Origin of the sequence: Methylobacterium sp. Leaf112 (genome assembly GCF_001423295.1) — a bacterium.
In the GTDB taxonomy this organism is placed as follows: Bacteria; Pseudomonadota; Alphaproteobacteria; order Rhizobiales; family Beijerinckiaceae; genus Methylobacterium.
In genome coordinates this window covers 273635-294564 of the sequence record NZ_LMNG01000001.1, presented here as the reverse complement: position 1 = coordinate 294564, position 20930 = coordinate 273635, and the positions used below count along the sequence as shown (strand labels likewise).

17 protein-coding genes are annotated in these 20930 nt (G+C 68.0%); 9 read left to right on the top strand and 8 right to left on the bottom strand.

Annotated elements, in window-relative coordinates; genetic code table 11:
• Positions 1–17: 17 nt before the first annotated feature.
• Positions 18–560, bottom strand: a complete 543-nt coding sequence (locus ASF52_RS01355) for a hypothetical protein (RefSeq protein WP_244473653.1) — start codon at positions 558–560, stop codon at positions 18–20.
• A 151-nt stretch (positions 561–711) separates the two neighbouring features.
• Between ASF52_RS01355 and ASF52_RS01350 the strand changes: the two genes are divergently transcribed.
• Positions 712–1017, top strand: coding sequence for a PilZ domain-containing protein (locus ASF52_RS01350; protein WP_056166354.1), 306 nt, complete (start codon positions 712–714; stop codon positions 1015–1017).
• Between the two features lie 413 nt (positions 1018–1430).
• Positions 1431–2852: a flagellin N-terminal helical domain-containing protein gene (locus ASF52_RS01345; protein ID WP_056166351.1), complete on the top strand. Its 1422-nt coding sequence runs from the start codon at positions 1431–1433 to the stop codon at positions 2850–2852.
• A 114-nt stretch (positions 2853–2966) separates the two neighbouring features.
• Here ASF52_RS01345 and ASF52_RS01340 read toward each other — a convergent pair whose 3' ends face one another.
• A complete protein-coding gene (locus ASF52_RS01340) occupies positions 2967–3647 on the bottom strand; it encodes a response regulator transcription factor (protein WP_056166348.1) in 681 nt (226 codons plus the stop codon).
• Positions 3648–3984: 337 nt separating this feature from the next.
• Between ASF52_RS01340 and ASF52_RS01335 the strand changes: the two genes are divergently transcribed.
• The 4 genes from ASF52_RS01335 to ASF52_RS01315 all read left to right on the top strand — a co-directional run bounded on the left by ASF52_RS01335 (position 3985) and on the right by ASF52_RS01315 (position 10341).
• A complete protein-coding gene (locus tag ASF52_RS01335) occupies positions 3985–4434 on the top strand; it encodes a tellurite resistance TerB family protein (protein ID WP_056166346.1) in 450 nt (149 codons plus the stop codon).
• Between the two features lie 293 nt (positions 4435–4727).
• Positions 4728–6704, top strand: coding sequence for an acyl CoA:acetate/3-ketoacid CoA transferase (locus tag ASF52_RS01330; RefSeq protein ID WP_056166344.1), 1977 nt, complete (start codon positions 4728–4730; stop codon positions 6702–6704).
• A gap of 188 nt (positions 6705–6892) precedes the next feature.
• The gene (locus tag ASF52_RS01325; RefSeq protein WP_056166341.1) at positions 6893–7813 is read left to right on the top strand and encodes a bestrophin family protein; all 921 of its coding nucleotides are present in this window, start codon (positions 6893–6895) and stop codon (positions 7811–7813) included.
• Between the two features lie 1061 nt (positions 7814–8874).
• Positions 8875–10341, top strand: a complete 1467-nt coding sequence (locus ASF52_RS01315) for a methyl-accepting chemotaxis protein (protein WP_056166334.1) — start codon at positions 8875–8877, stop codon at positions 10339–10341.
• A 501-nt stretch (positions 10342–10842) separates the two neighbouring features.
• Here the strand turns inward: ASF52_RS01315 and ASF52_RS01310 are convergent.
• The gene (locus tag ASF52_RS01310) at positions 10843–11952 is read right to left on the bottom strand and encodes an asparaginase (protein WP_056166331.1); all 1110 of its coding nucleotides are present in this window, start codon (positions 11950–11952) and stop codon (positions 10843–10845) included.
• Positions 11953–12138: 186 nt separating this feature from the next.
• Positions 12139–12498 carry a hypothetical protein gene (locus ASF52_RS01305; protein ID WP_056166328.1) on the bottom strand — a complete coding sequence of 120 codons (360 nt, stop codon included), beginning with the start codon at positions 12496–12498 and terminating at the stop codon, positions 12139–12141.
• Between the two features lie 99 nt (positions 12499–12597).
• On the opposite strand from ASF52_RS01305, the gene ASF52_RS01300 reads away from it, so the two are divergent.
• The 3 genes from ASF52_RS01300 (at position 12598) to ASF52_RS01290 (ending at position 15541) form a co-directional block, all read left to right on the top strand.
• On the top strand, positions 12598–13548 hold the full coding sequence (locus ASF52_RS01300) for a LysR family transcriptional regulator (RefSeq protein WP_056166326.1): 951 nt from the start codon (positions 12598–12600) through the stop codon (positions 13546–13548).
• A 24-nt stretch (positions 13549–13572) separates the two neighbouring features.
• Complete coding sequence (locus ASF52_RS01295; protein ID WP_056166324.1) at positions 13573–13761, top strand: hypothetical protein; 189 nt, start codon at positions 13573–13575, stop codon at positions 13759–13761.
• A gap of 124 nt (positions 13762–13885) precedes the next feature.
• The gene (locus ASF52_RS01290) at positions 13886–15541 is read left to right on the top strand and encodes an acyl-CoA synthetase (RefSeq protein ID WP_056166321.1); all 1656 of its coding nucleotides are present in this window, start codon (positions 13886–13888) and stop codon (positions 15539–15541) included.
• 103 nt (positions 15542–15644) lie between these two features.
• Here ASF52_RS01290 and ASF52_RS01285 read toward each other — a convergent pair whose 3' ends face one another.
• From ASF52_RS01285 to ASF52_RS01270, 4 genes are all read right to left on the bottom strand, one after another.
• A complete protein-coding gene (locus ASF52_RS01285; RefSeq protein ID WP_056166319.1) occupies positions 15645–15914 on the bottom strand; it encodes a hypothetical protein in 270 nt (89 codons plus the stop codon).
• A 134-nt stretch (positions 15915–16048) separates the two neighbouring features.
• Complete coding sequence (gene typA, locus ASF52_RS01280) at positions 16049–17869, bottom strand: translational GTPase TypA (protein WP_056166316.1); 1821 nt, start codon at positions 17867–17869, stop codon at positions 16049–16051.
• Positions 17870–18055: 186 nt separating this feature from the next.
• Positions 18056–19447 carry a hypothetical protein gene (locus tag ASF52_RS01275; RefSeq protein ID WP_056166313.1) on the bottom strand — a complete coding sequence of 464 codons (1392 nt, stop codon included), beginning with the start codon at positions 19445–19447 and terminating at the stop codon, positions 18056–18058.
• Positions 19448–19609: 162 nt separating this feature from the next.
• Positions 19610–20902, bottom strand: coding sequence for an ArgE/DapE family deacylase (locus ASF52_RS01270; RefSeq protein WP_056166305.1), 1293 nt, complete (start codon positions 20900–20902; stop codon positions 19610–19612).
• Positions 20903–20930 lie beyond the last annotated feature (28 nt).

Here is a 20930-nt window from a genome sequence, read left to right as displayed (position 1 = left end):
TGGATGAGGGGCGAGGGTCAGAGCCGTGTCGGCCCGATGATGGTCTCGGAGGTGACGACGACCCAGCCGGCCCCCGTCGGCTGGATCGAGATGACCCGGCCGGCGCCGGGCAGGACCGCGCCGGGCACGATCTGTCTCAGGCCGTTCGGACCTTCGACCCAGGCCCCGTCGCCGGAGACCCGGCGCAGGACGTAGCCGCGCGCCGCGACGCCGGGCCCGGCCCGGTCCGCGGGGTCGGAACGGCCGAGTTCGGGGCCGGCGGCCCGGTCGGGCAGCGCGCCGGTGGTGGTCGGGTCGAGATCGAGGACGGCGGTCCGCACGGGGGCGACGGGCTTCTTCCAGGCGAAGGTGCCGATGGAGGCCGGGAGGAAGCGTTGCACGGCGTAGTCGTGGGTGCCGCTGGTGATGGTGTAGACGGCGAACCCGCTCGACGCCGCGGCGAGCACGAGGCAGACCCCGATGGCCGCCCGCTCGAACGCCGCGTCGCGGGCGCGCCGCAGGGCCTGGGCCCCAGCGAGCGGACGGCGATGGGCGGGCACGGGTGTGAGGCGAACGGGCATGGCGCCTGGAGCGAAGGAGTTCCTGAGCCCCGAACGTTGCGTGGATATGGTTTACGAAAGGTTAATCCGGCCGGGCTCCCCGGGCGCATGCGGCCGAGTCGTTAACGATGATGGGTGATAGCCGCAGCGAGCGGTGTGGGGGTCAGGGCGAATGACGGACGGACAGCGCGAGGCGGAGGGTCGGGCCGGGACCGTACGGCCGCGCTCGCCCCGACGCCACCGGGTGATGCAGCAGGGCCGGATCGTCCTCGGGCCGGACACGCTCCTGCCCTGCGTGGTGCGCGATCTTTCACCGGCGGGCGCCAAGATCGTGCTGTCGCGACCCATCCCTCTGCCGGCCAGCTTCGATCTCGTCATCGCCGCCCACGACCTCAGGACAGTGTCGGTTCGCCTGCGCTGGCAGCGGGGCGAGGTCGCGGGCGTGCGGTTCGCACCGGCAGGCGATCCCGCCCCCTGAGACTGTTTTCCGGATGATCCATTCGGGGACAGTCTCAGGCAGCCCGCACGGCGCCTGAGCGAAGCCCAAATCCGCTTCGCGAAGCGATCGACCGGATTTGGTGTGAGACGGTGCATTCGGGCACAGGGCCGGGCCGGTGCGCTTAAGCGCTTGCTAACGCGCTCCCCGCAGAATGCATCCATCGACAAACGGTTCTCCCCACGGAACCGGCACGAGTTCGATGCGAGTGCAGTGGATGAACCGATCTGGTTCATAGACATGACGTCGCCCCACTGGTCCGGCGAAAACCCGGAATGTAATGAATCGTGACTTGAGAACGAAGACCTTTATCTTCGGGCGCTTTTCACGACAGGTCGGCCGACTGCCGAATTACAGAAACTCCCGTAGAATTTCAGTCCCGGATCACACCCGCCATGACCAGCCTGCTGACCAACAACGCCGCGATGACGGCGTTGACGACCCTGAAGAGCATCAATTCGCAGATCGACATGACGAGCAACCGGGTCTCCACCGGCCAGCGCGTGTCGAACGCTTCCGACAACGCAGCCTATTGGTCCATCGCCACCACGGTGCGCACCGACAACGCCTCCCTCAGCGCCGTGAAGGACTCCCTCGGTCTCGGTTCGTCGGCGGTGGACACCGCCTATAACGGCCTGAACAGTGTCCTTTCCAACCTGCAGAACCTGCGCGCCAAGTTGCAGACCGCCCTCCAGCCCGGCGTGGATCGGACCAAGGTCCAGACCGAAGTCGCCGCCATTCAGAATCAGATGAAGGGTACGGCCGACTCATCGGTGTCGAGCGGCCAGAACTGGCTCTCGGTGGATTCCAGCGCCGCATCCTATCAGGACGAGCGTTCCGTGATCGCGGGTTTCTCGCGTGACACGACCGGAACGATCAACTTCTCGAAGGTCAACATCGATGTCGAGGCAATCAAGCTCTACGATGTGACGAGTTCAACGGTCGTATCGACGGGCACCGCCGGTAGCGTCGTTGGATCGACGTCCCTCACCGGCACCGCCGCATTTCGTCCGGCGGATCCCGTTGCAACGCGTGGGACTGCCAACTTCAGCGGACAGAACCAGGAAATCTTCAGCCTGACCCTCGACGACGGCAACACGGCGACCATCCGCCTCGATCAATCCACCCTTGCCTCGGCCGTATCCAACCTCGCGAAGGTGACGACGGAAGAGTTGATTTCAGCCATCAACAACCAGATCGCGGCCGACACGGCGGTGACGCCGCTCGCCGGCAAGGTCAAGGCCTCCCTCGATTCCGGTGGCCGGCTGACCTTCCAGACCACTGCGACCGGCACGGGCACCAACGCCAAGCTCACCATCCTCAACCTGGCTGCCGTGAACGATGGCGGAATCACGGCGGGCGTGAAACTCGGGATCGGTTTCGGCACCGGCGTTGCTGCGACGGACGCCCGAAAGGGCGAAGGCACGGCCGCGTCCACGACCAGCGGACAGGGCATCCTCGATACCGTGAACGTGGGTACCGGGTTCTCCATCGCCTCCATCAACATTTCGGGCCTCGTCGGCACGGCGGGTGACACCAGCCTCAGTGCGATCATCACACAGGTCGACAAAGCCATCGCGTCCGTGACCGACTCGGGCACGAAGCTCGGTGCCAGCAAGACCCAGATCGACGGTCAGAAGAGCTTCGTCGATACGCTCATGAAGGCCAACGACCGCACCATCGGCATCCTGGTCGACGCCGACATCGAAGAGGAGTCCACCAAGCTCCGGGCCCTTCAGACCCAGCAGCAGCTGGCCGTTCAGTCGCTCAGCATCGCGAACTCCTCCAGCCAGGGCGTGCTCTCGCTGTTCCGGTAAGATCGAGCATCGTCCCCGGGCTCCGCTCCGGGGACGGTCGCGCTCGAACGAAAGAACCCGCGTTCTCCTTCGAGAGCGCGGGTTCTTTCGTTTGAGCGGATACAGAAAGCGCCGTCAGCCGACGAAGGTGTACCCCGCCAGGCGCTTGGCCTCGATGGGATCATAGCCCAGGCGCATGCGCAGCTTCTTACGCAGCTTGCTGATGTGGCCCTCGACGACGCTCTCCTCCACGTCGCTGCCGTGGTCGGCGTAGACGGCGTTGAAGATCTGGGCGCGGGTGAGCTGGCGGCCGCGGTTGCGCGCGAAATATTCGAGGATGTGGCGCTCGCGCCGGGGCAGCGTCAGGCTGGTGCCGTCGATCTCGGGATCACGGCCGTCGGTGTGGATCTTGAGGCGGCCGGCCTTGTCCTGGGCCGCGCCCTGCCCCTCGCCCCGGCCCATCCGCCGGCGGATGGCTTCGGCACGGGCGAGGATCTCGCGGACATGGACCGGGCGGCGCACCACGTCGTCGATGCCGGCGGTGAACAGGTCGAGGGTCTGCTCCAGGGAGCGGGTCTCGTTGAGGGCGATGATCGGGGCGTGCGACAGGCTGCGGATCGCCGCGGTGCTGCGGGTCCGGTTCGCGGATTCTCCGAGCACGAAACCCTGCACGGCGGCGAGGTCTCCGGCCGGGGCGGTGTCGAGCCAGGCCTGGAACGCGTCCGCCGCGAGGCTGTGGGCGGTGACGCCCTGGGCGCCGAAGCCCGCAACGGTCTCGCTCGCCACGCAGCTACGCTCATCGACCACGATGTACATGACGCCGTCTCGCTCCACGCATGCGGGTTCGCCCGGCCAAGCACAGCCGTGCACCCGATCTGCTTCGATTTCGGTTTGATCTTGAATCGCACTTCGCACGGCGTCGACGGACACTTGGATAACCCGGACGAAACCTGGACTATCCTCGACACATCCGCCGCGACGCGGCGCCGTTTGGTGGTATCGTTTTGTTAAGAAAATGGTTAATTTTTTGTTAAGTGGGGTGGCGCCCCGTCACCGTCCGGCCGTCTGTTGCGGTCGCGCCGCACCCGGTACCGCCAAGGCGTGACGCCAAGCCGAAACGAAGTCGAAACGCCAAACCGAAACAGGGAGCATCATGGGACTGATCCAGGACCTCGTCGGACGCTTCACGCAGAACGTCGCCGCCTATGTCGGCGACCGGGTGCTGATGGAGGCGGCGGTCTCGGCCGCCGCCAACGTCATCCTGGCCGACAGCGAGATCGACGAAGAGGAGGTCGAGACGGCACTCGCGGGCATGCGGGCCAACCCGATCCTCGAGAAGGGCTACGACACGCTGAAGCTCGAAGCCGAACTGTTCGAGGCCCTGGAGCGAGCGCGCACCCGGGCGGGCCGCGCGGAGAACCTCCAGCACGTCGCGGGGCTCGTCGGGCGCGAGGCGGGCCAGCGCGAGGCGGTGTTCCTCATTGCCGCCGATGTCGCCGATCAGGCCGGCATCAGCGCCGTCGAGCATCGCGCCCTGGCCGAGATCGCCACGGCCCTGAGCGTGGACAAGGACCGGCTTCTCGGAGGCCAATCCGGCGCGTAATAATGTATAATCTTCGGACGATCAGCGACTTCGCCAGTCATGGCCAGCCGCGATACCCGTCCCGAGCCCCTCCAGGGCCTGGAAACAGGTCCCGGGGATAGTTCGGGCACAATGCATATGTGCAGCGCAACAGCGCTTAAACGCACCGCACCACGATCCGTGACACTCTTGCGAAGTCGAGGGGCGGCCTCTACGCTTGGCTCAGCCAACAAGACTTCCACGACACCGAAACCGGCACAATAGATCCTGCCGCCTGACATCGACAGTGGAGGCACGGGGAGGAGAACGGGGCAATGAAGAAAAATAAGGTCATCTCGGCGGAAGAGGCCATCGCGCTCATCCGGCAGAACGATGTCGTGACCACAACGGGCTTCGTTCAGAGCTGCATTCCGGAGGCGCTGCACGCCGCCCTGGAGAAGCGCTTCGTCGAGACCGGCGCCCCGCGCGACCTCACCCTGATCATGACCGCTGGTGCCGGCGACAGCAAAGGCCTCGGGACCGGGCGTCTCCACCACGAGGGCCTGCTCAAACGCGTCATCGCGGCGAATTTCGGCCGGATGCCGAAGGTCGCCAAGGCGGCCCAGGAGAACAAGATCACCGGCTACAACCTGCCCCAGGGCGTGATCTCGCAGCTCTACCGCGCCTGCGCCGCCGGCCAGCCGGGACTGTTCTCCAAGGTCGGCCTCCACACCTACGTCGATCCGCGGCACGGCGGCGGCCGCGTCAACACCCTAACGCAGGACGAGATCGTCAAGGTGGTGGACGTCGATGGCGAGGAGTGGCTGTTCTACACCGCCACCAAGATCGACGTCGCCTTCATCCGCGGCACCTCGGCCGATCCCGCCGGCAACATCTCCTTCGAGAAGGAGGCGCTCACCCTCGACTGCCTCGCCCAGGCCATGGCGGCGCGCAACAACGGCGGCATCGTCATCGCCCAGGTCGAGCGCATCGTCGACGACGGCTTCCTGCTGCCGAAGGACGTGCGGGTACCCGGCATCCTCGTCGACTGCGTGGTGTTGGCCGAGCCCGAGATGCACCGGATGAACTACGGCGTGCAGCACGATGCGGCGCTCGCCGGCCAGATCCGCGTGCCGGTGACCGGCATGAAGAAGATGGCGCTCGATGCCCGCAAGATCATCGCCCGGCGCGCCGCCTTCGAGCTGCCGCCCAACGGCGTGGTCAATCTCGGCGTCGGCGCGCCGGAGGGCATCTCGGCGGTGGCCAACGAGGAAAAGGTGACCCCCTACATCACCCTCACCACGGAGGCCGGGGCGGTGGGCGGCGTGCTGGCCAGCGGGTCGAGCTTCGGCGCGGCGACGAATGCCGACTGCGTCATCGACCAGAACCAGATGTTCGACTTCTACGACGGCGGCGGCCTCGACATGACCTGCCTCGGGCTGGCCGAGTGCGACCAGCACGGCAACGTCAACACGAGCATGTTCGGCGGCCGCCTCAACGGCTGCGGCGGCTTCATCAACATCTCGCAGAACGCCCGCTGCGTCGTCTTCGCCGGCACGTTCACGGTGGGCGGCCTGGAGACGGTGATCGAGGACGGCAAGCTCCGCATCGTCACCGAGGGGCGCGCGCAGAAGTTCCTGCCCCAGGTGGAGCAGATCACCTTCAGCGGCTCCTACGCGCAGATGCGTTCGCAGCCGGTGATCTACGTGACCGAGCGCTGCGTGTTCCAGCTCACCGACGAAGGCCTGGAACTCATCGAGGTGGCGCCGGGCATCGACATCGAGCGGGACATCCTGCCCCATATGGGCTTCACGCCCATCATCAAGCAGCCGGCGCTCATGGATGCGCGCCTGTTCCGCGACGAGCCGATGGAGCTCCTCGCCGATCTCCTGAACCTCAACCTGTCGGAGCGCGTCAGCTACGATTCCGAGCGCAACATCCTGTTCGTCAACCTCGAGGGCTGGCATGCCCGCGTGAAGAGCGACATCGACGATCTGCGCAAGGTTCTGGTCGGCGCCTGCAAGAAGGCCGGCCAGCGGGTCAACTCCGTGGTCAACCACGACGGGTTCCGCATCAACGAGAACCTCTACGACGACTACGCGAGCATGATCCAATACTTGGCGGCGAACTACTACGCGACCACCACCCGCTACGCCACGAGCGCCTTCCTGCGCCTCAAGATGGAAGAAGCCCTCAACCGGCGCGGGCTCGCCCCGCACGTGTTCGAGCGCAAGGAGGACGCCCACGCCTTCGTGGACGGCCTCGACAAGAAGGTCCGCCGCGCCTCCACGGCCATCGCGTCGGCGGCGTAAAAACCCCCCTCCCGCCTGCGGGAGAGGGTGCCTGCGGAGCGGGCGGACCGGGACGAAGTCCCGCAAGAGGGGCGGCGCGACCTTTTCGCAGAGGGCAGCGCTCCCCTCTCCCGACCCGCTCACGCGGGCCACCCTCCCCCGCAGCGGGGGGAGGGGTCTCGCGCTCGAACACCGAAGCACCCAAAAGAATGATCGTCCGCTCGCGTCCGGGTCTTCTGACGATCCTGTTCACCCTGCGCGGCTCGATCCTGCCGCAGGTGGCACCGAAAGTTCTGGGCATCACCGCCGTGGCGCTCGCCGTAGTGGCGGCGGAGATGCGCTGGCCCGCAGCCTTCCCCATCACCGCCGGGGTCGGGCCGTTCACCCTCATCGGGTTGGCCCTCTCGATCTTCCTGAGCTTTCGCAACGGCGCCTGCTACGATCGCTGGTGGGAGGCGCGCCGGGCCTGGGGCTCGCTCATCGTCGAGACGCGGGGGATCGCCCGCCTGCTGGCCGCACTCCTGCCCGAGCCGGAGCACCAGGATCTGCGGCGACGGGTCCTGCGGCGGATTTCGGGGTTCGCCCACGCCCTCCATGCCCAGGTGCGGGGCGGAAACGAGGTCGCGGCCGCGAGCCCCTGGCTTCCGCCCGGCGAGGCCGACGCCCTCGTCCGGGGGCCGAGCGCGGCCGATGCTGTGCTGGTGCGCCTCACCGCCGATCTGGCCGGGGCCTACCGAACCGGCGCCCTCACGGACGTGCTGTTCGGCCTCCTCGAACAGCGGATCGCCGCCCTCTCACAGGCGCAGGTCGTGTGCGAGCGCATTCACGGTACGCCGTTGCCGTTCGCCTACACCCTGCTCCTGTACCGCACGGCGTGGCTCTATTGCCTGCTGCTGCCGTTCGGCCTCGCGGCCTCCCTCGGCTGGGCGACGCCGCTCGCCGTGGCCCTCGTCGCCTACACGTTCTTCGGCCTCGATGCCCTCGGCGACGAACTCGAGGAGCCGTTCGGCACGGAGCCCAACGATCTGCCGTTGGACGCGCTCCTCCACACCCTCGACGGCGTCGTCCTCGACGCGCTCGGCGAGCCGGCCCCTCCGGCGCTCAAGCCGGAGCGGTATTGGCTGACATGAGAGACCGACGTCGCCGTTGTCGGCAGAGGCAGGCTGCCCCTTCGATCGCCAGTTAGGAATAGCATTCCGCCCGTCCCCATTCGGCAGCCGCACCGCCGATGCAGGCCTGAGGACGCAGATTTGCCGTCGTGGCGCATTGGTCGACGGGGCAACGACCACAACCAAGCGGTTCACAGTGCGGCGATCGAATGCGACGCCTCGCTCGTCCGTGCAGGTCGTCGAATGCGAGATAGTTCAGCGGGTCGTGCAGGTATCCAGGGACGAACTGTACGACGAGTCCCGCTTCTTCGTATCAGCCAGACGTTTCTATCACGCTGCGGAAACCGACGCGCGATGGCGGAAAGCACGATGAGAAACTCGCGAAATGGGAGACGGCACGCAGTGCGCATGATGCTAGGCGGCAAATACCGCGGCCTCGCGCCTGGTCCGGCCATAATTCGATATCGTCAGATTCCAAGTCTCGCAACAGGTCCCGCAATACGATCAAGGCTCGATAAATTTCGGTTGTTATTTATTTCGAGGGCACCTGTAGCATAACCTCCGGTGGAATCGATCGTCACAAAAACAAGACATCAAATGCAATGACTTAGTCTTGCATATATTCGTATTTACTAGAGATATAAACAAATACAATTCGACAATAAAAACAATCCGTAACAGTTTTTTAGAACATAGTCCCTACTAACACAGATCATATTCAATCGATCCGGTTTCGCCAGTGACACAAGTTACATCATCCAATCGCGCAGGGTTGCTCCTCCTCTGGGGCACGGCGCTCGCGATCCTGGTTCTCCCGGTCAGCGTCATGGCGGTCCCGACCTCGGACACCGTGGCTGTGATTGGTCCGCCTGGGCGCGACACAGCAGCCATCGTGGCACGGGCTGGAGGCACCATTCTGCGTCTCGGCGGCTGGGACAATGTCCTCGTGGTGCGGGCCGGGTCGACCGATTTTGTCGCTCGCCTCTACGCCTCCGGAGCTTGGCTCGTCATAGACGCCCAGTTTGCCACAGCCTGCACGCCATCCTCCCGAATCTGACCAGCGCAATGGACCCCGGCCCGCGATGACGAACCTGGATTCTCTCCGGCAAATTTTCGGCCGATATCTCATCACCCTCCTCTGGATGCATCTCCCGGTCATCGCATTCAGCGCCTGGGTCGCTGGAAATGCGCCGACGGTACCCCTCGTGGTCGCCGGCCTCCTGGCTGGACTCAGCACCTTGGTGTGGTGGAACTCGCCGACAGGCTTGGCCACCCGCCTGGTCTGCAGCCTATCGCTCGTTCAAATGGCAGCGATCCTGATCTCTGCGCTGACGGGGCATCTCTGGCAGATCGACCTGCACATGTACTTCTTCGTCTGCCTGGCAGTGCTGGTCGCGTGGTGCGACTGGACCGTTCTTGTCGTTTGCGCCGCCGCCATCGCCGGTCACCATCTCGCGGTGAACATCGCGATGCCGGCGCTGATCTTTCCCGGTGGAGCCAAGAACTCGGACACGGCACGCGTGGTACTCCATGCTGTCATGCTAATCTTCGAGACGTGCGTGCTGGCCTGGATCGCGCGCACCATCGCGACGGTGTTCGCCGCACAAGCTGCCGCCGAGGGCGCGATCCGGGAGCAAATGGAGCGGATGCGGGCACTGGAATCGGAGACCGTCCTGATGCGGGCCGGAGCGGATACGCAGCGCCGGGCCGCCATGCAGCAGACCGCCCACTACTTTGAATCCACGGTGAGCGGCATCCTGGGCCGGGTCACGCAAGCGGCGGCGGCGATGCAGGACACCGCCCGAGTCATGCGGGGGACGGCGGAGGGCACGACGGACCGGGCCATGTCCGTGGTCGGCGCCGCCGAGAGGGCCGCGCACAACGTCAGCCAAGTGGCCGGTGCCGCCGAGGAACTCGGCGCTTCCGTTCAGGAGATCGGTCGCCAGGTGGCGGAATCGGCGCGGGTGGCACAGGGCGCGGTGGGTCAAGCCAACGCCACCGGTCACCTGGTTCATGCTTTGAGCACGGGCGCAGCCCGGATCGGAGACGTCGTCGGAATGATTTCCGGCATTGCCGGCCAAACAAACCTCCTGGCCCTCAACGCAACCATCGAAGCGGCGCGCGCCGGTGAAGCCGGACGGGGCTTTGCGGTCGTGGCGGCAGAGGTCAAGGAGCTCGCCAACCAGACCGCCCGGGCGACCGAGGACATCACGCAGCAGATCAACGCGATTCAAGGCACGACCGGTGAGGCGGTGACGGCCATCGAGGCGATCGTTGCGCAGATCCGCACGATGAGCCGGACGGCGGACGCCATCGCTTCGGCGGTAGACCGGCAGGGATCGGCGACCCAGGAGATCATTCGCAATGTGGCTGAGGCAGCCACCGGTACCGGGGCAATCACGGCCGTCATCGGCGGCGTCGCCCACTCGGCCGGCGAGACCGGCGAGGCGGCGGCCCGGGCCCTCGCCTCGGCCTCGGAACTGGCGCAGGAAGCCAATCAACTCGGAGGCGAGGTCAACCGGTTCCTCCAAACCGTCAAGGCTGCCTGATTGTGAAGGCTGCCTGACGCGCCAGGGCGTGAGGGCGCGACGTGGCTTCTCCCGAGCCGTCGCCTAGCAAGGGCAATCCGGGTCGACGGCCTGCTGGACGCCGATCGGAATCCGCGAAAGCCCGATGCGGCTTCGGGTCGACCACTCAATCCGGCCGGTTCGTACCTGTGGAGTCGGTTCGCAGCACAGCTCGTGATGGACGAGGCGCGTACCCTGGAACTAGCTGGAACAGGACGGAGCGCTTCGGACTTGCGAACCGAGCATCGCCCGAACCCTAGCCGAAGCATGGCAGAAGGCGTCGAGTTGGTGCATTCGGAGCGCGGACGGAGCGGCCCGTGGGGCGGGTTGCAAACCGCAAGGTCGATAGCGCCAAGCCTCATCCGGTTGGCATCTTAAAACAGGCGTCGTGAGACGGAAGACCCATATCCGCCTCCGGGATCGGGGGGACGGGTGTCGAGCGGCACGTCCGCCGCCGTCCCTCGACCGCCGGTCATCCGCCACTCAATACTCCCAGAAGATCCGCTGCAGCTCCTTCGTGTCCTGCGTTTTCGTCAGCGCCACCGCGGCCAGGATCTTGGCCTTCTGCGGGTTGAGGTCGTGGGCCACCACCCAGTCGTACTTGTCGTCGGGCTGCTCGGCGTTGCGCAGGACGAAGCCGTCGCCGACGCGCGACGAGCGGATGATCTGCACGCCCTTCGCGCGGAGGTCCTTCAGGGTGTCGACGAGGTACCCGGCGACCGAGCCGTTGCCGGTGCCGGCGTGGATGATCGCCTTGGCGCCGCCCGCGACCGCCGAGGTGTAGGGCTCCGGGTGCATGTTGCCGGAGCCGTACACGATGGCGACCTCGGGCAGGCTGTCGATCCCGTCGATATTGAACTCGGAGGTGGTGCCGTGGCGCTTCACCGGGGCGCGGAACCAGTAGGTCTTGCCCTCGACCACCATGCCCAGCGGTCCCCATTGGCTGAAGAAGGCGGAGGGCTTGATGTTGACACGCTTGGTGCTGTCGCGGCCGGCCTGGATCTCGTCGTTCATGGTCAGCAGCACGCCCTTGGCGCGCGCCTCCTTGGCGCTCGCCACCACGACGGCGTCGAGGAGGTTGAGGGCCCCGTCCGCCGAGATCGCCGTGGAGGGGCGCATGGAAGCCACCATCACGATGGGCTTGTCGGTCTTCACCACGAGGTCGAGGAAGTAGGCCGTTTCCTCCACCGTGTCGGTGCCGTGGGTGACGACCACCCCGTCGACGTCGTCGCGCTTGACCAGGGCCGAGATCTGCTTGGCGAGCTGGATGAGTTGGGCGTTGGTGAAGCTCTCGGAGGCGATCTGGAACGCCTGCTCGCCGCGCACGTCGGCCACGCCCGCGATGGCCGGCACGGCGGCGATGAGCTTGTCCACCGGCACCTTGGCGGCCTGGTAGGTGGCGCTGTTGGCCGCATCCGCCCCCGCCCCCGCGATGGTCCCGCCGGTGGCGACGATGACGACGCGTGGTTTTGCCGTCACAGCCGCCGGGGCGGTGGTGCCGGGCGCGGCCGGAGCCGGGCCTTCCAGGGCGGCGACGGGCAGGCTTCCCGCCATGAGGAGCGCCAGAAGGGTGGCCGGTGCGGTGCGTCGCATGAATCGGTCCTGGGTCGGTGACGGTGTTCCCGCTATTGTGGCCCGTGCAACCACCCGCGCCCAGGTGAAAAAGACAGCGATGGGCACCATTCGAGGTGCAGCACGCCCGACTTGTCACCGGATCGACGAAAAACTCTCCCGGCCGGGACGGGCCGGGAGAGCGAAGGGCGGCAACGGCGAGACCCTTCAGTCGAGGGCCGCCGCTTCCCGGGTCGGAGCCGGGCGCGGCCGGGACACGGCGACGGTGTCGCCGGTGCGGCTGATCTCGACGGCCTCGGCGGCCGCGCCGCGTTCCTGCGGCGTCGAGAGGGTCACGCTCTGGCCGGAGGCCAGGACGGTCTCGAAGCGGACGGCGCGGGCGGCATCCGTGCGGGCCAGGGTCACGACGACCCGGTAGCCCTTGGGCTCGGCGGTGTAATAGGCCACGCCGGCGAGTTCGCCGAGGTTGATGCTGCCGCCATCGAGCGGCTTGATGGTCTCGGCCGAAGCGGTGCCCGCGAGGGCGGCGGCGAGGGCGGCGGCGGCGGTGAAGATCCGGTACGTCATGGTGTCGGGTCTCGCGGTGTGGGCAAGGAGCGGTGTGCCCTTGCGTCTGGACCCGATATGCAGCGCGGTGCACCATGGATCAAACAGAACGCATCGATAATGACTATTGACCATGTCGATCTATCACGGATCGACCTCAACCTCCTGGTGGCCCTCGACGCCCTCCTGTCCGAGCGCGGCGTCACCCGCGCGGCCGCACGCATCGGCATCGGCCAATCCGCCATGAGCTCTTCGCTGGCGCGCCTAAGGGTGCTGTTCGGCGACGAACTCCTGACCCGGGCGCCCGAGGGGATGCGCCCGACGCCGCGCGCCCTGGCGCTCGCCGAGCCCGTCCGCACCCTGCTGCGGCAGGTGCAGTCCCTGGTCCGACGCGACGCGGTGTTCGACCCGCGCACGGTCACGCGCACCTTCACCATCGGCCTGCCCGACAGCGCGGAGGTGCTGCTCGGGCCCCGGCTGCTCGCCTACCTGAGGGCGGAGGCGCCCGGGATCAGCCTGCTGCTGCGCTCCATCGACCGCATCCGCATCCTGCAGGAGCTCGACGCCGACCGGGTCGACCTCGGCATCGGCTTCTTCACGGAGGGGCAGACGCATCACAAGCGCCGCCTGCTCTACCGCGACAACTACCTCTGCATGTTCAACGCCGACCTCGTCGGCATCACGCCCCCGATCTCGCTCGCCGATTACGTCCGCTTCCCCCACGTCCTCACCAGCCTCAAGGAGACCGCCCACGGGGTGGTGGACGACGCCCTGGCGAAACTCGGGATGAGCCGGACCCTGGCGGTGACGACGCCGCGCTTCCTCGCCGTGCCGTTCCTCGTGCGCAGCGCCCCGGTGATCACCACCATGCACGCGCGCCTCGCCACCTTCTTCGCCGGGGCACTCGGGCTCAGCGTCAGCCCGGCCCCCGTGGAGCTGGAGGATGTGGCGATCTCGATGCTGTGGCACGCCTCCTACGACGACGACCCGGCCCATCGCTGGCTGCGCGCCACCATCCTTCGCCTCGCCGAGGCCGAGGCGCCGGGCACCGCCTTCGGTGCGGCGCGTTAGGAGCGAACACCGAGGAGGACGCCCATGGCCGACGATCACGACGACACGTCTCAGGATGCCGCGAAAGACACCCGGAAGGGCCCTCAGGGTAAGCCCGCCAACGCGGCCCCGGACGCGGTGATGGACCCCAACGAGAAGACCGACGGCAAGCCCGGCGCGGGCCCCCAGGGCGGCGGCACGCCGGACGACGAGACCGATCCCGGCGGCGGCTGACGCGCCCTTTGCGGGGCGTCCCTTGCCGGCCGGGGCCCCTTGTCGACCGAAGGACCTTTGCCGGCCGGGGGCCACTTGTCGGCCGAAGGCCGACCGGTACGGTATCCCGAAAGGGAGACACGCCATGAACGCCTCCGATTCGGCCTCGGCCGCCGGACCCTCGATCTATGACCGGGATCTGGACAAGAACCCGGCCAACCATCAGCCGCTCACGCCCCTGAGCTACCTCGATCGCGCGGCGCGGGTGTTTCCCGACCACGTCGCGGTGATCCATGGGCCCCTGCGCCGGACCTACGCCGACCTCTACGCGCGCAGCCGACGCCTCGCCGCGGCCCTGGCCGCACGCGGCATCGGCCGGGGCGACACCGTGGCGGTGCTGCTCGCCAACACGCCCGAGATGATCGAGTGCCATTACGGGGTGCCGATGACCGGCGCCGTGCTCAACACCCTGAACACCCGCCTCGACGCCGCCGGCCTCGCCTTCTGCCTCGATCACGGCGAAGCGAAGATCCTCGTCATCGACCGGGAATTCTCCACGGTGGTCGCGCGCGCCCTGGCGCAGGCGACGGTTAAACCCCTCGTCATCGATGTCGACGATCCGGTCTTCACCGGCGACGGCTCGGCCGTCGGCAGCCTCGGTTACGAGGCGCTTCTGGCCGAGGGCGATCCGGCGGCGGATTGGGCGATGCCGGCGGACGAGTGGGACGCGATCGCGCTGAACTACACTTCCGGCACCACGGGCGACCCCAAGGGGGTGGTCTATCACCATCGCGGCGCGGCCCTGCTGTCGCTCGGCAACGTCATCACCGGCAACCTCGGGCAGCATCCGGTCTATCTCTGGACCCTGCCGATGTTTCACTGCAACGGCTGGTGCTTCCCCTGGACCCTCTCGGTGGTGGCCGGCACCCATGTCTGCCTCAGGCAGGTGCGGGCCGGGGCGCTCTACGCGGCGATCGCCGAGCACGGCGTCACCCATCTGTGCGGCGCGCCCATCGTCATGCAGCTCCTCCTCGGAGCCTCCGACGGCGAGCGCCGCCCCCTCCCCCACCGGGTCGCCTTCCTCACCGCCGCCGCGCCCCCGCCCCAGGCGGTGCTGGCCGCCATGGGGGCGGCCGGCTTCGACGTGACCCACCTCTACGGGCTGACGGAGACCTACGGACCGGCGGTGGTGAACGCTTGGCACCGGGACTGGGACGCCCTCGATGCCGATGCGCGGGCCGAGAAGATGGCGCGCCAGGGCGTGCGCTACCCCGTGCTCGAAGGGTTCGACATCCGCGATCCCGAAACCTGCGAGTCCGTACCGGCCGACGGGACGACCATGGGCGAGGCGATGTTCCGCGGCAACGTGGTGATGCGCGGCTACCTCAAGAACCCGTCCGCCACCGAGGCCGCTTTCAAGGGCGGCTGGTTCCGCTCGGGCGACCTAGGGGTGAAGCACCCCGACGGCTACATCCAGCTCAAGGACCGCGCGAAGGACATCATCATCTCGGGCGGCGAGAACATCTCCTCCATCGAGGTCGAGGACGCCCTGTTCCGCCACCCGGCGATCGCCTCCGCCGCCGTGGTCGCCCGGCCGGACCCGAAATGGGGCGAGACCCCCATGGCCTTCGTCGAACTCAAACCCGGCGCTACCCTCGAGGCCGACGCCCTCATCGCCTGGTGCCGCGAGCGGCTGGCCGGCTACAAGCTGCCGCGCCACATCGTGTTCGGGGACTTGCCCAAGACCGCGACGGGCAAGGTGCAGAAGTATCTTTTGCGGGAGCGGGCGAAGGCCGAATGACATGGTCGCCGCCGGATGAGTTCGGTGACGTGGTGAAACGGGTGTCCCCACACCTTCCAGGCGGGGGAGCCGGTCGCGCTCGCGCGATCCGAAGTCGATCTCATCACGACCCCGCCGGACTTTTCGATCCGCAATGGCGCCCATTCAGACTGCGGCGATAACGGTGATGCGATTGCCAGAGGCCCAGCCCAGCACTCCCTAGAAGGGCTAGGATCAGAACGGGCGAAAAGATCCAGATCATGAACGCGGCCTTCTCCCCGTCGGCCGTCGCAAGCCAGCGAATGCCGAGACTGAACGCCAGGAGGCCAGCGGCGAAGGTACCGATCGCGGTCAAGGCGCCGACGAGCAGCGCCGACAGCTTGGGGTGGTTCACTTCGAAACCTCCGCTGCGGCGTTTCGATGTCGCCCGGACATCGGCACACCCGATGTGGTCCGCGCGCGAGTTTCGCAAAAAAGAAAAGGCCGGGCAAATGCCCGGCCTTTTCCCCAGTCCAATGGTGCGGCGCGTTACGCGGCGCCACCCGAGCGCTCGAAGCGCTTGCGCTCGTTGGGGTCGAGGTAGGTCTTGCGCAGGCGGATCGACTTCGGCGTGACTTCCATCAACTCGTCGTCCTGAATCCAGGCGAGCGAGCGCTCCAGGGTCATGCGGATCGGCGGGGTCAGGCGCACGGCCTCGTCCTTCGAGGTGGTGCGGATGTTGGTGAGCTTCTTGCCCTTGAGCACGTTCACCTCGAGGTCGTTCTCGCGGTTGTGCTCGCCGATGATCATGCCCTGATAGACCTTGGCGCCGGGCTCGATCATCATCGGGCCGCGATCCTCCAGGTTCCACATGGCGTAGGCCACGGCCTCGCCCTTGTCGTTGGAGATCAGCACGCCGTTGCGGCGGCCCATCATCTCGCCCTTGTAGGGCTCGTAGGCCTTGAACAGGCGGTTCATGATCGCGGTGCCGCGCGTGTCGGTCATGAGCTCGCCCTGATAGCCGATGAGGCCACGGGTGGGCGCGTGGAACACGAGGCGCAGGCGGGAACCACCCGACGGCCGCATTTCGATCATCTCGGCCTTGCGCTCGGACATCTTCTGCACGACGACGCCGGAATACTCCTCGTCGACGTCGATCACGACCTCCTCGACGGGCTCCAGCACGCCGCCGTCCTCGTCCTTCGACAGCACCACGCGGGGACGCGACACGGCGATCTCGAAGCCCTCGCGGCGCATGGTCTCGATGAGGATGGCGAGCTGCAATTCGCCGCGACCCGAGACGTAGAACGAATCCTTGTCCTCGGCCTCCTCGATCTTGAGCGTGACGTTGCCCTCGGCCTCCTTGAACAGGCGGTCGCGGATCATGCGGCTCGTGACCTTGTCGCCCTCGGTGCCGGCGAGGGGCGAATCGTTGACGATGAAGGACATGGTGACGGTGGGCGGATCGATCGGCTGGGCCTGGATCGGGGTCTCGACCTGCGGATCGCAGAACGTGTCGGCGACGGTGCCCTTCACGAGGCCCGCGATGGAGACGATGTCGCCCGCCTCACCGATCTCGATGGGCGAACGCTCAAGGCCGCGAAACGCCAGGATCTTCGAGACGCGGCCGGTCTCCACGAGCTTGCCCGTGCGGTCCATGACCTTGATGGCCTGGTTCGGCTTGACCGTGCCGGACGCGATGCGGCCGGTGATGATGCGGCCGAGGAACGGGTTGGCCTCGAGCAGGGTGCCGAGCATCCGGAACGCGCCTTCCTCGACCTTGGCCTGGGGCACGTGGGCGAGCACGAGGTCGAACAGGGGCGCGAGGCCGTCCTCCTGCGAACCGTCGGGCGAGGTCGCCATCCAGCCGGCGCGGCCCGAGCCGTACAGGATCGGGAAGTCGAGCTGGTCGTCGGTGGCGTCGAGGGCCGCGAAGAGGTCGAACACCTCGTTCACCACCTCGGTGATGCGGGCGTCGGGGCGGTCGACCTTGTTGATCGCCACGATGGGCTTGAGGCCGATCTTGAGGGCCTTGCCGACCACGAACTTGGTCTGCGGCATCGGGCCTTCGGCGGCATCCACCAGCACGATCACACCATCGACCATGGAGAGGATGCGCTCGACCTCACCGCCGAAATCGGCGTGGCCGGGGGTGTCGACGACGTTGACGCGGGTGTCCTTCCAGACGACCGAAGTCGCCTTGGCCAGGATCGTGATGCCGCGCTCCTTCTCGAGGTCGTTGGAATCCATGGCGCGCTCTTCGACGCGCTGGTTCTCGCGGAACGATCCCGACTGCGACAGCAGCTTGTCGACGAGCGTCGTCTTGCCGTGGTCGACGTGGGCGATGATGGCGATGTTGCGAAGCTTCATAGGGTATCCGGAAGCGAGAAGAGCCCGTCACGCGACGGGCCGCAGGAATGCGGCCGGCTGCGCCGGGTCACGGGATCGAGCTATCGCGTCGCAATAGAAGGTGTCGGGCGTTCCGGCAAGGGGGCGGAGCTCCGAGCCTGGGCATGGCGGCTCCCCGCCGGACGCGGAGCCGGACTCGGGGCAGGCTCACCGCGCCTCCGCCGGCCGCACGGACCACGTGCCCCAGTAGACCGGCCGGCCGAAGACCGAGGACGGACCCGGTTCGTCGTAGCCCGGGGCGAGACGGTCGAGCCAGGTGATGAAGCCGGCCTTCGCCGGATAGCTCCCCGGGGTGTCGAGGTTGCCGTAGCGGTCGGTCATCCAGAAATGCTGCGCTCGTCCGTAGCGGCCGCTGCCGTCGCCGCCCGAACGCAGGCCGAGATAGGCCGGGGAGCGCATGATCGCCACGGGCTCGGAATACCACGTCAGGCCGGCGAGCGATCCGATGGCGAGGTCGGCCGTGTACTGGACGCAGAGATCCGCCACCGGGCCGTCCATGGTGTTGGCCGGCCGGTTGCAGCTGTAGGCCACGGCCCATCGGTCCATGCCCTTGGCCTTGGCCACGCGCACCAGGGCCTGGCCCGGCAAGGGCTCGGCGACGAGGCGGGCCGACGACCACGGCCGGTCGGCCGTCAGGTCCCGGCTCGTGCGCAGGTAGAGGCCGAGGCGGCGCCGGGCGATGGGAGCGTCGCAATCGGAGGGCAGCACATCGGTGTAGAAGTAGTGGTAGACCCGATCGACCACGCTGATGGAGCCGACGAGGTCGTTCCGGTCGAAGCCCTCGCCCGGGCAATGGCCGACGACGGGCGCGCCGGTCTCGTCGAGCACGGCGCTGGGGGCCGGCGCGGCGCCGCCGCGCCGGGATCGGCGCCGCTTGCCGCCCTCCGGGGTGAACGGCACCCAGGCGACCCCGTCCTCGGCTCGCCCACGGATGTCGAAGCGCTCGAAATCCGCGGTGCGGGCCTGCATCAGGGCGTGGCGATTTCCGCTCGGACCCGGGACGGTGGTGAGGAGGAAGACGTAGGAGTAGTCGTCCCCGCTCCAATCGCGTCCGGCCACCACCATGGGATGGCGCGCGGCGATCCCCTCGGGCGCCGCCTCGACGATGACCGGAGCCTGCTCGCGTCCGCGCCGGCGGCTCCGCGGCTCGCGGCGGACCACGCGGGCCAGTTCCCACAGGCGCGCCTCCGTCGGCGGCATGACCGTAGCGAGTTGCTCGGGCATCGCGCCCGACCGGACGGCTCCGCCATCGAGGGGGCTGACGACGCGGCGCGCCGGGCAGGTTTCGCCCCCGCGCCGTCCACCCATGGGCGCCTCGGCCTGGTAGATGGCTTGTAGCCGCCCGGTGCGTCCGGCGGTGCGGACGATCTGCACGTTCGAGGCCGATTCGCAGGCCCGGGGCGCGAAGAACACGCCCTCGGCCTCGCCGCCCCGGCAGATCTCCAGGGCGCCCCCGGCGGTGGGGAAGCAGGCCGGGTCGGGGGCCTGGGCCGCACCCGGCGTCGCCAGGGGCAGGAGCCCGATGGCGAGAGGGAACAAGCGCGTCGCGCGGCGTACCAGACGGGGGATGAAGCGGAACTGTGTCACGGGCGAGAGTGGTAGCGTGCGCGCGGGACCGGCAAAAGGGGTCCGATCGGACGCAGACCCACCCGTCCACATGGCGTCGCGGACGGGGCCGTCACCCGGCGGCGGTCGGCCGGATCAGTCCGCCGCGATCGCCTCGACGCCGCACCATTCGGCGACGAACAGCGCGATCGCCGTGGTGACGCGCCGGACGGAGGCGAGGCTCACGCGCTCGTCGCAGCCGTGAATATCGTGGCTGATGGGGCCGTAGCACAGGGCCGGCACCCGGTCGTAGAGGGCGTGGACCCGGGTATCGAGGTAGCTCGGGGACATGAAGCTTTGGAGCGGCTCGCCCGTGGCACCCGCGTGCGCTGCGGCCAGCACCGCCTCGGCCTCCGAGCCCGGTTCGAGGACGTAGCCCTCGGCGAAGAAGCCGTCGAAGGTGACGACGGGCGGGGCGGCGGCGAGGAACGAGTCGGTGCGGGCGAACGCCGCCACCGCGTCCGCGACGGCACGGGCGGCGTCCGCCGCCGCCACGCCCGGATACAGGCCGATGCGGCAGGCGATCCGGCACCAGGCCGGCACCGAGGAAGCCCAGTCGCCGCCCTCGATCCGCCCTACATTGAGGTTGATGGCGTCCGCCGCGCCGTCGAAATGGGGCCGGCCAGCCTTGTCGGCGTTCCAGCGTGCCTCCAGGGCGCGCAGGGCTCCGACGACCCGGTAGGCGGCATCGATGGCGTTGGCGCCGGCGCCCATCGCGCGCACGTGGGTCGGGCGGCCCTGCACCGCCACGGTGAACCACAGCACGCCGACATTGGCGCGCACGAGCTTCTCGTCCTCGGGTTCGGGAATCAGCACGGCGTCGGCGCGGTATCCCGCCAAGTGGATCATCAGGGCGCCGTTGCCGGTGGATTCCTCCTCGACCACGGATTGCAGGATGACCGGTGCGGCGGGCTGGAGGCCGATGCGGTGCAGGGCATCGAGGGCGAACAGGTTGGCGGCGTGACCGGCCTTCATGTCGGCGGCGCCGCGCCCATACAGCCAGTCGCCGTCGATGACCGGATCGAACGGCGCGTGGGTCCACAGATCGGCGGGGCCGGTCGGCACCACGTCGACATGGGCCTGGAGGATGAGGGAGCGGCCGACGGGGTCGCGGGGCCGATGCGTCGCGATCACCAGGGGCGCGCGCGACTGCGCCTCCGTCACCCGTCCGGCGCCCGGATGGGCCGCCAGCGCCGGTCCGTCGAGGGCGAGGCGCTCCGGCGCGTAGCCGCGCGCCGCATAGGCATCGAACACGAAATCCTGGATTGCGCCCTCATGGCCCCGGACGGACCCGAACCTCACCAGGGCCTGGGTGTGGGCGACCTGCTCGGGGAATCCCGCCGCGACGGAGGCGGCGATGCGCGCGGTGAGGGCGGGGTCGAGGGGCATCGGCACTCCTGTCGGATCGGCCGACGAT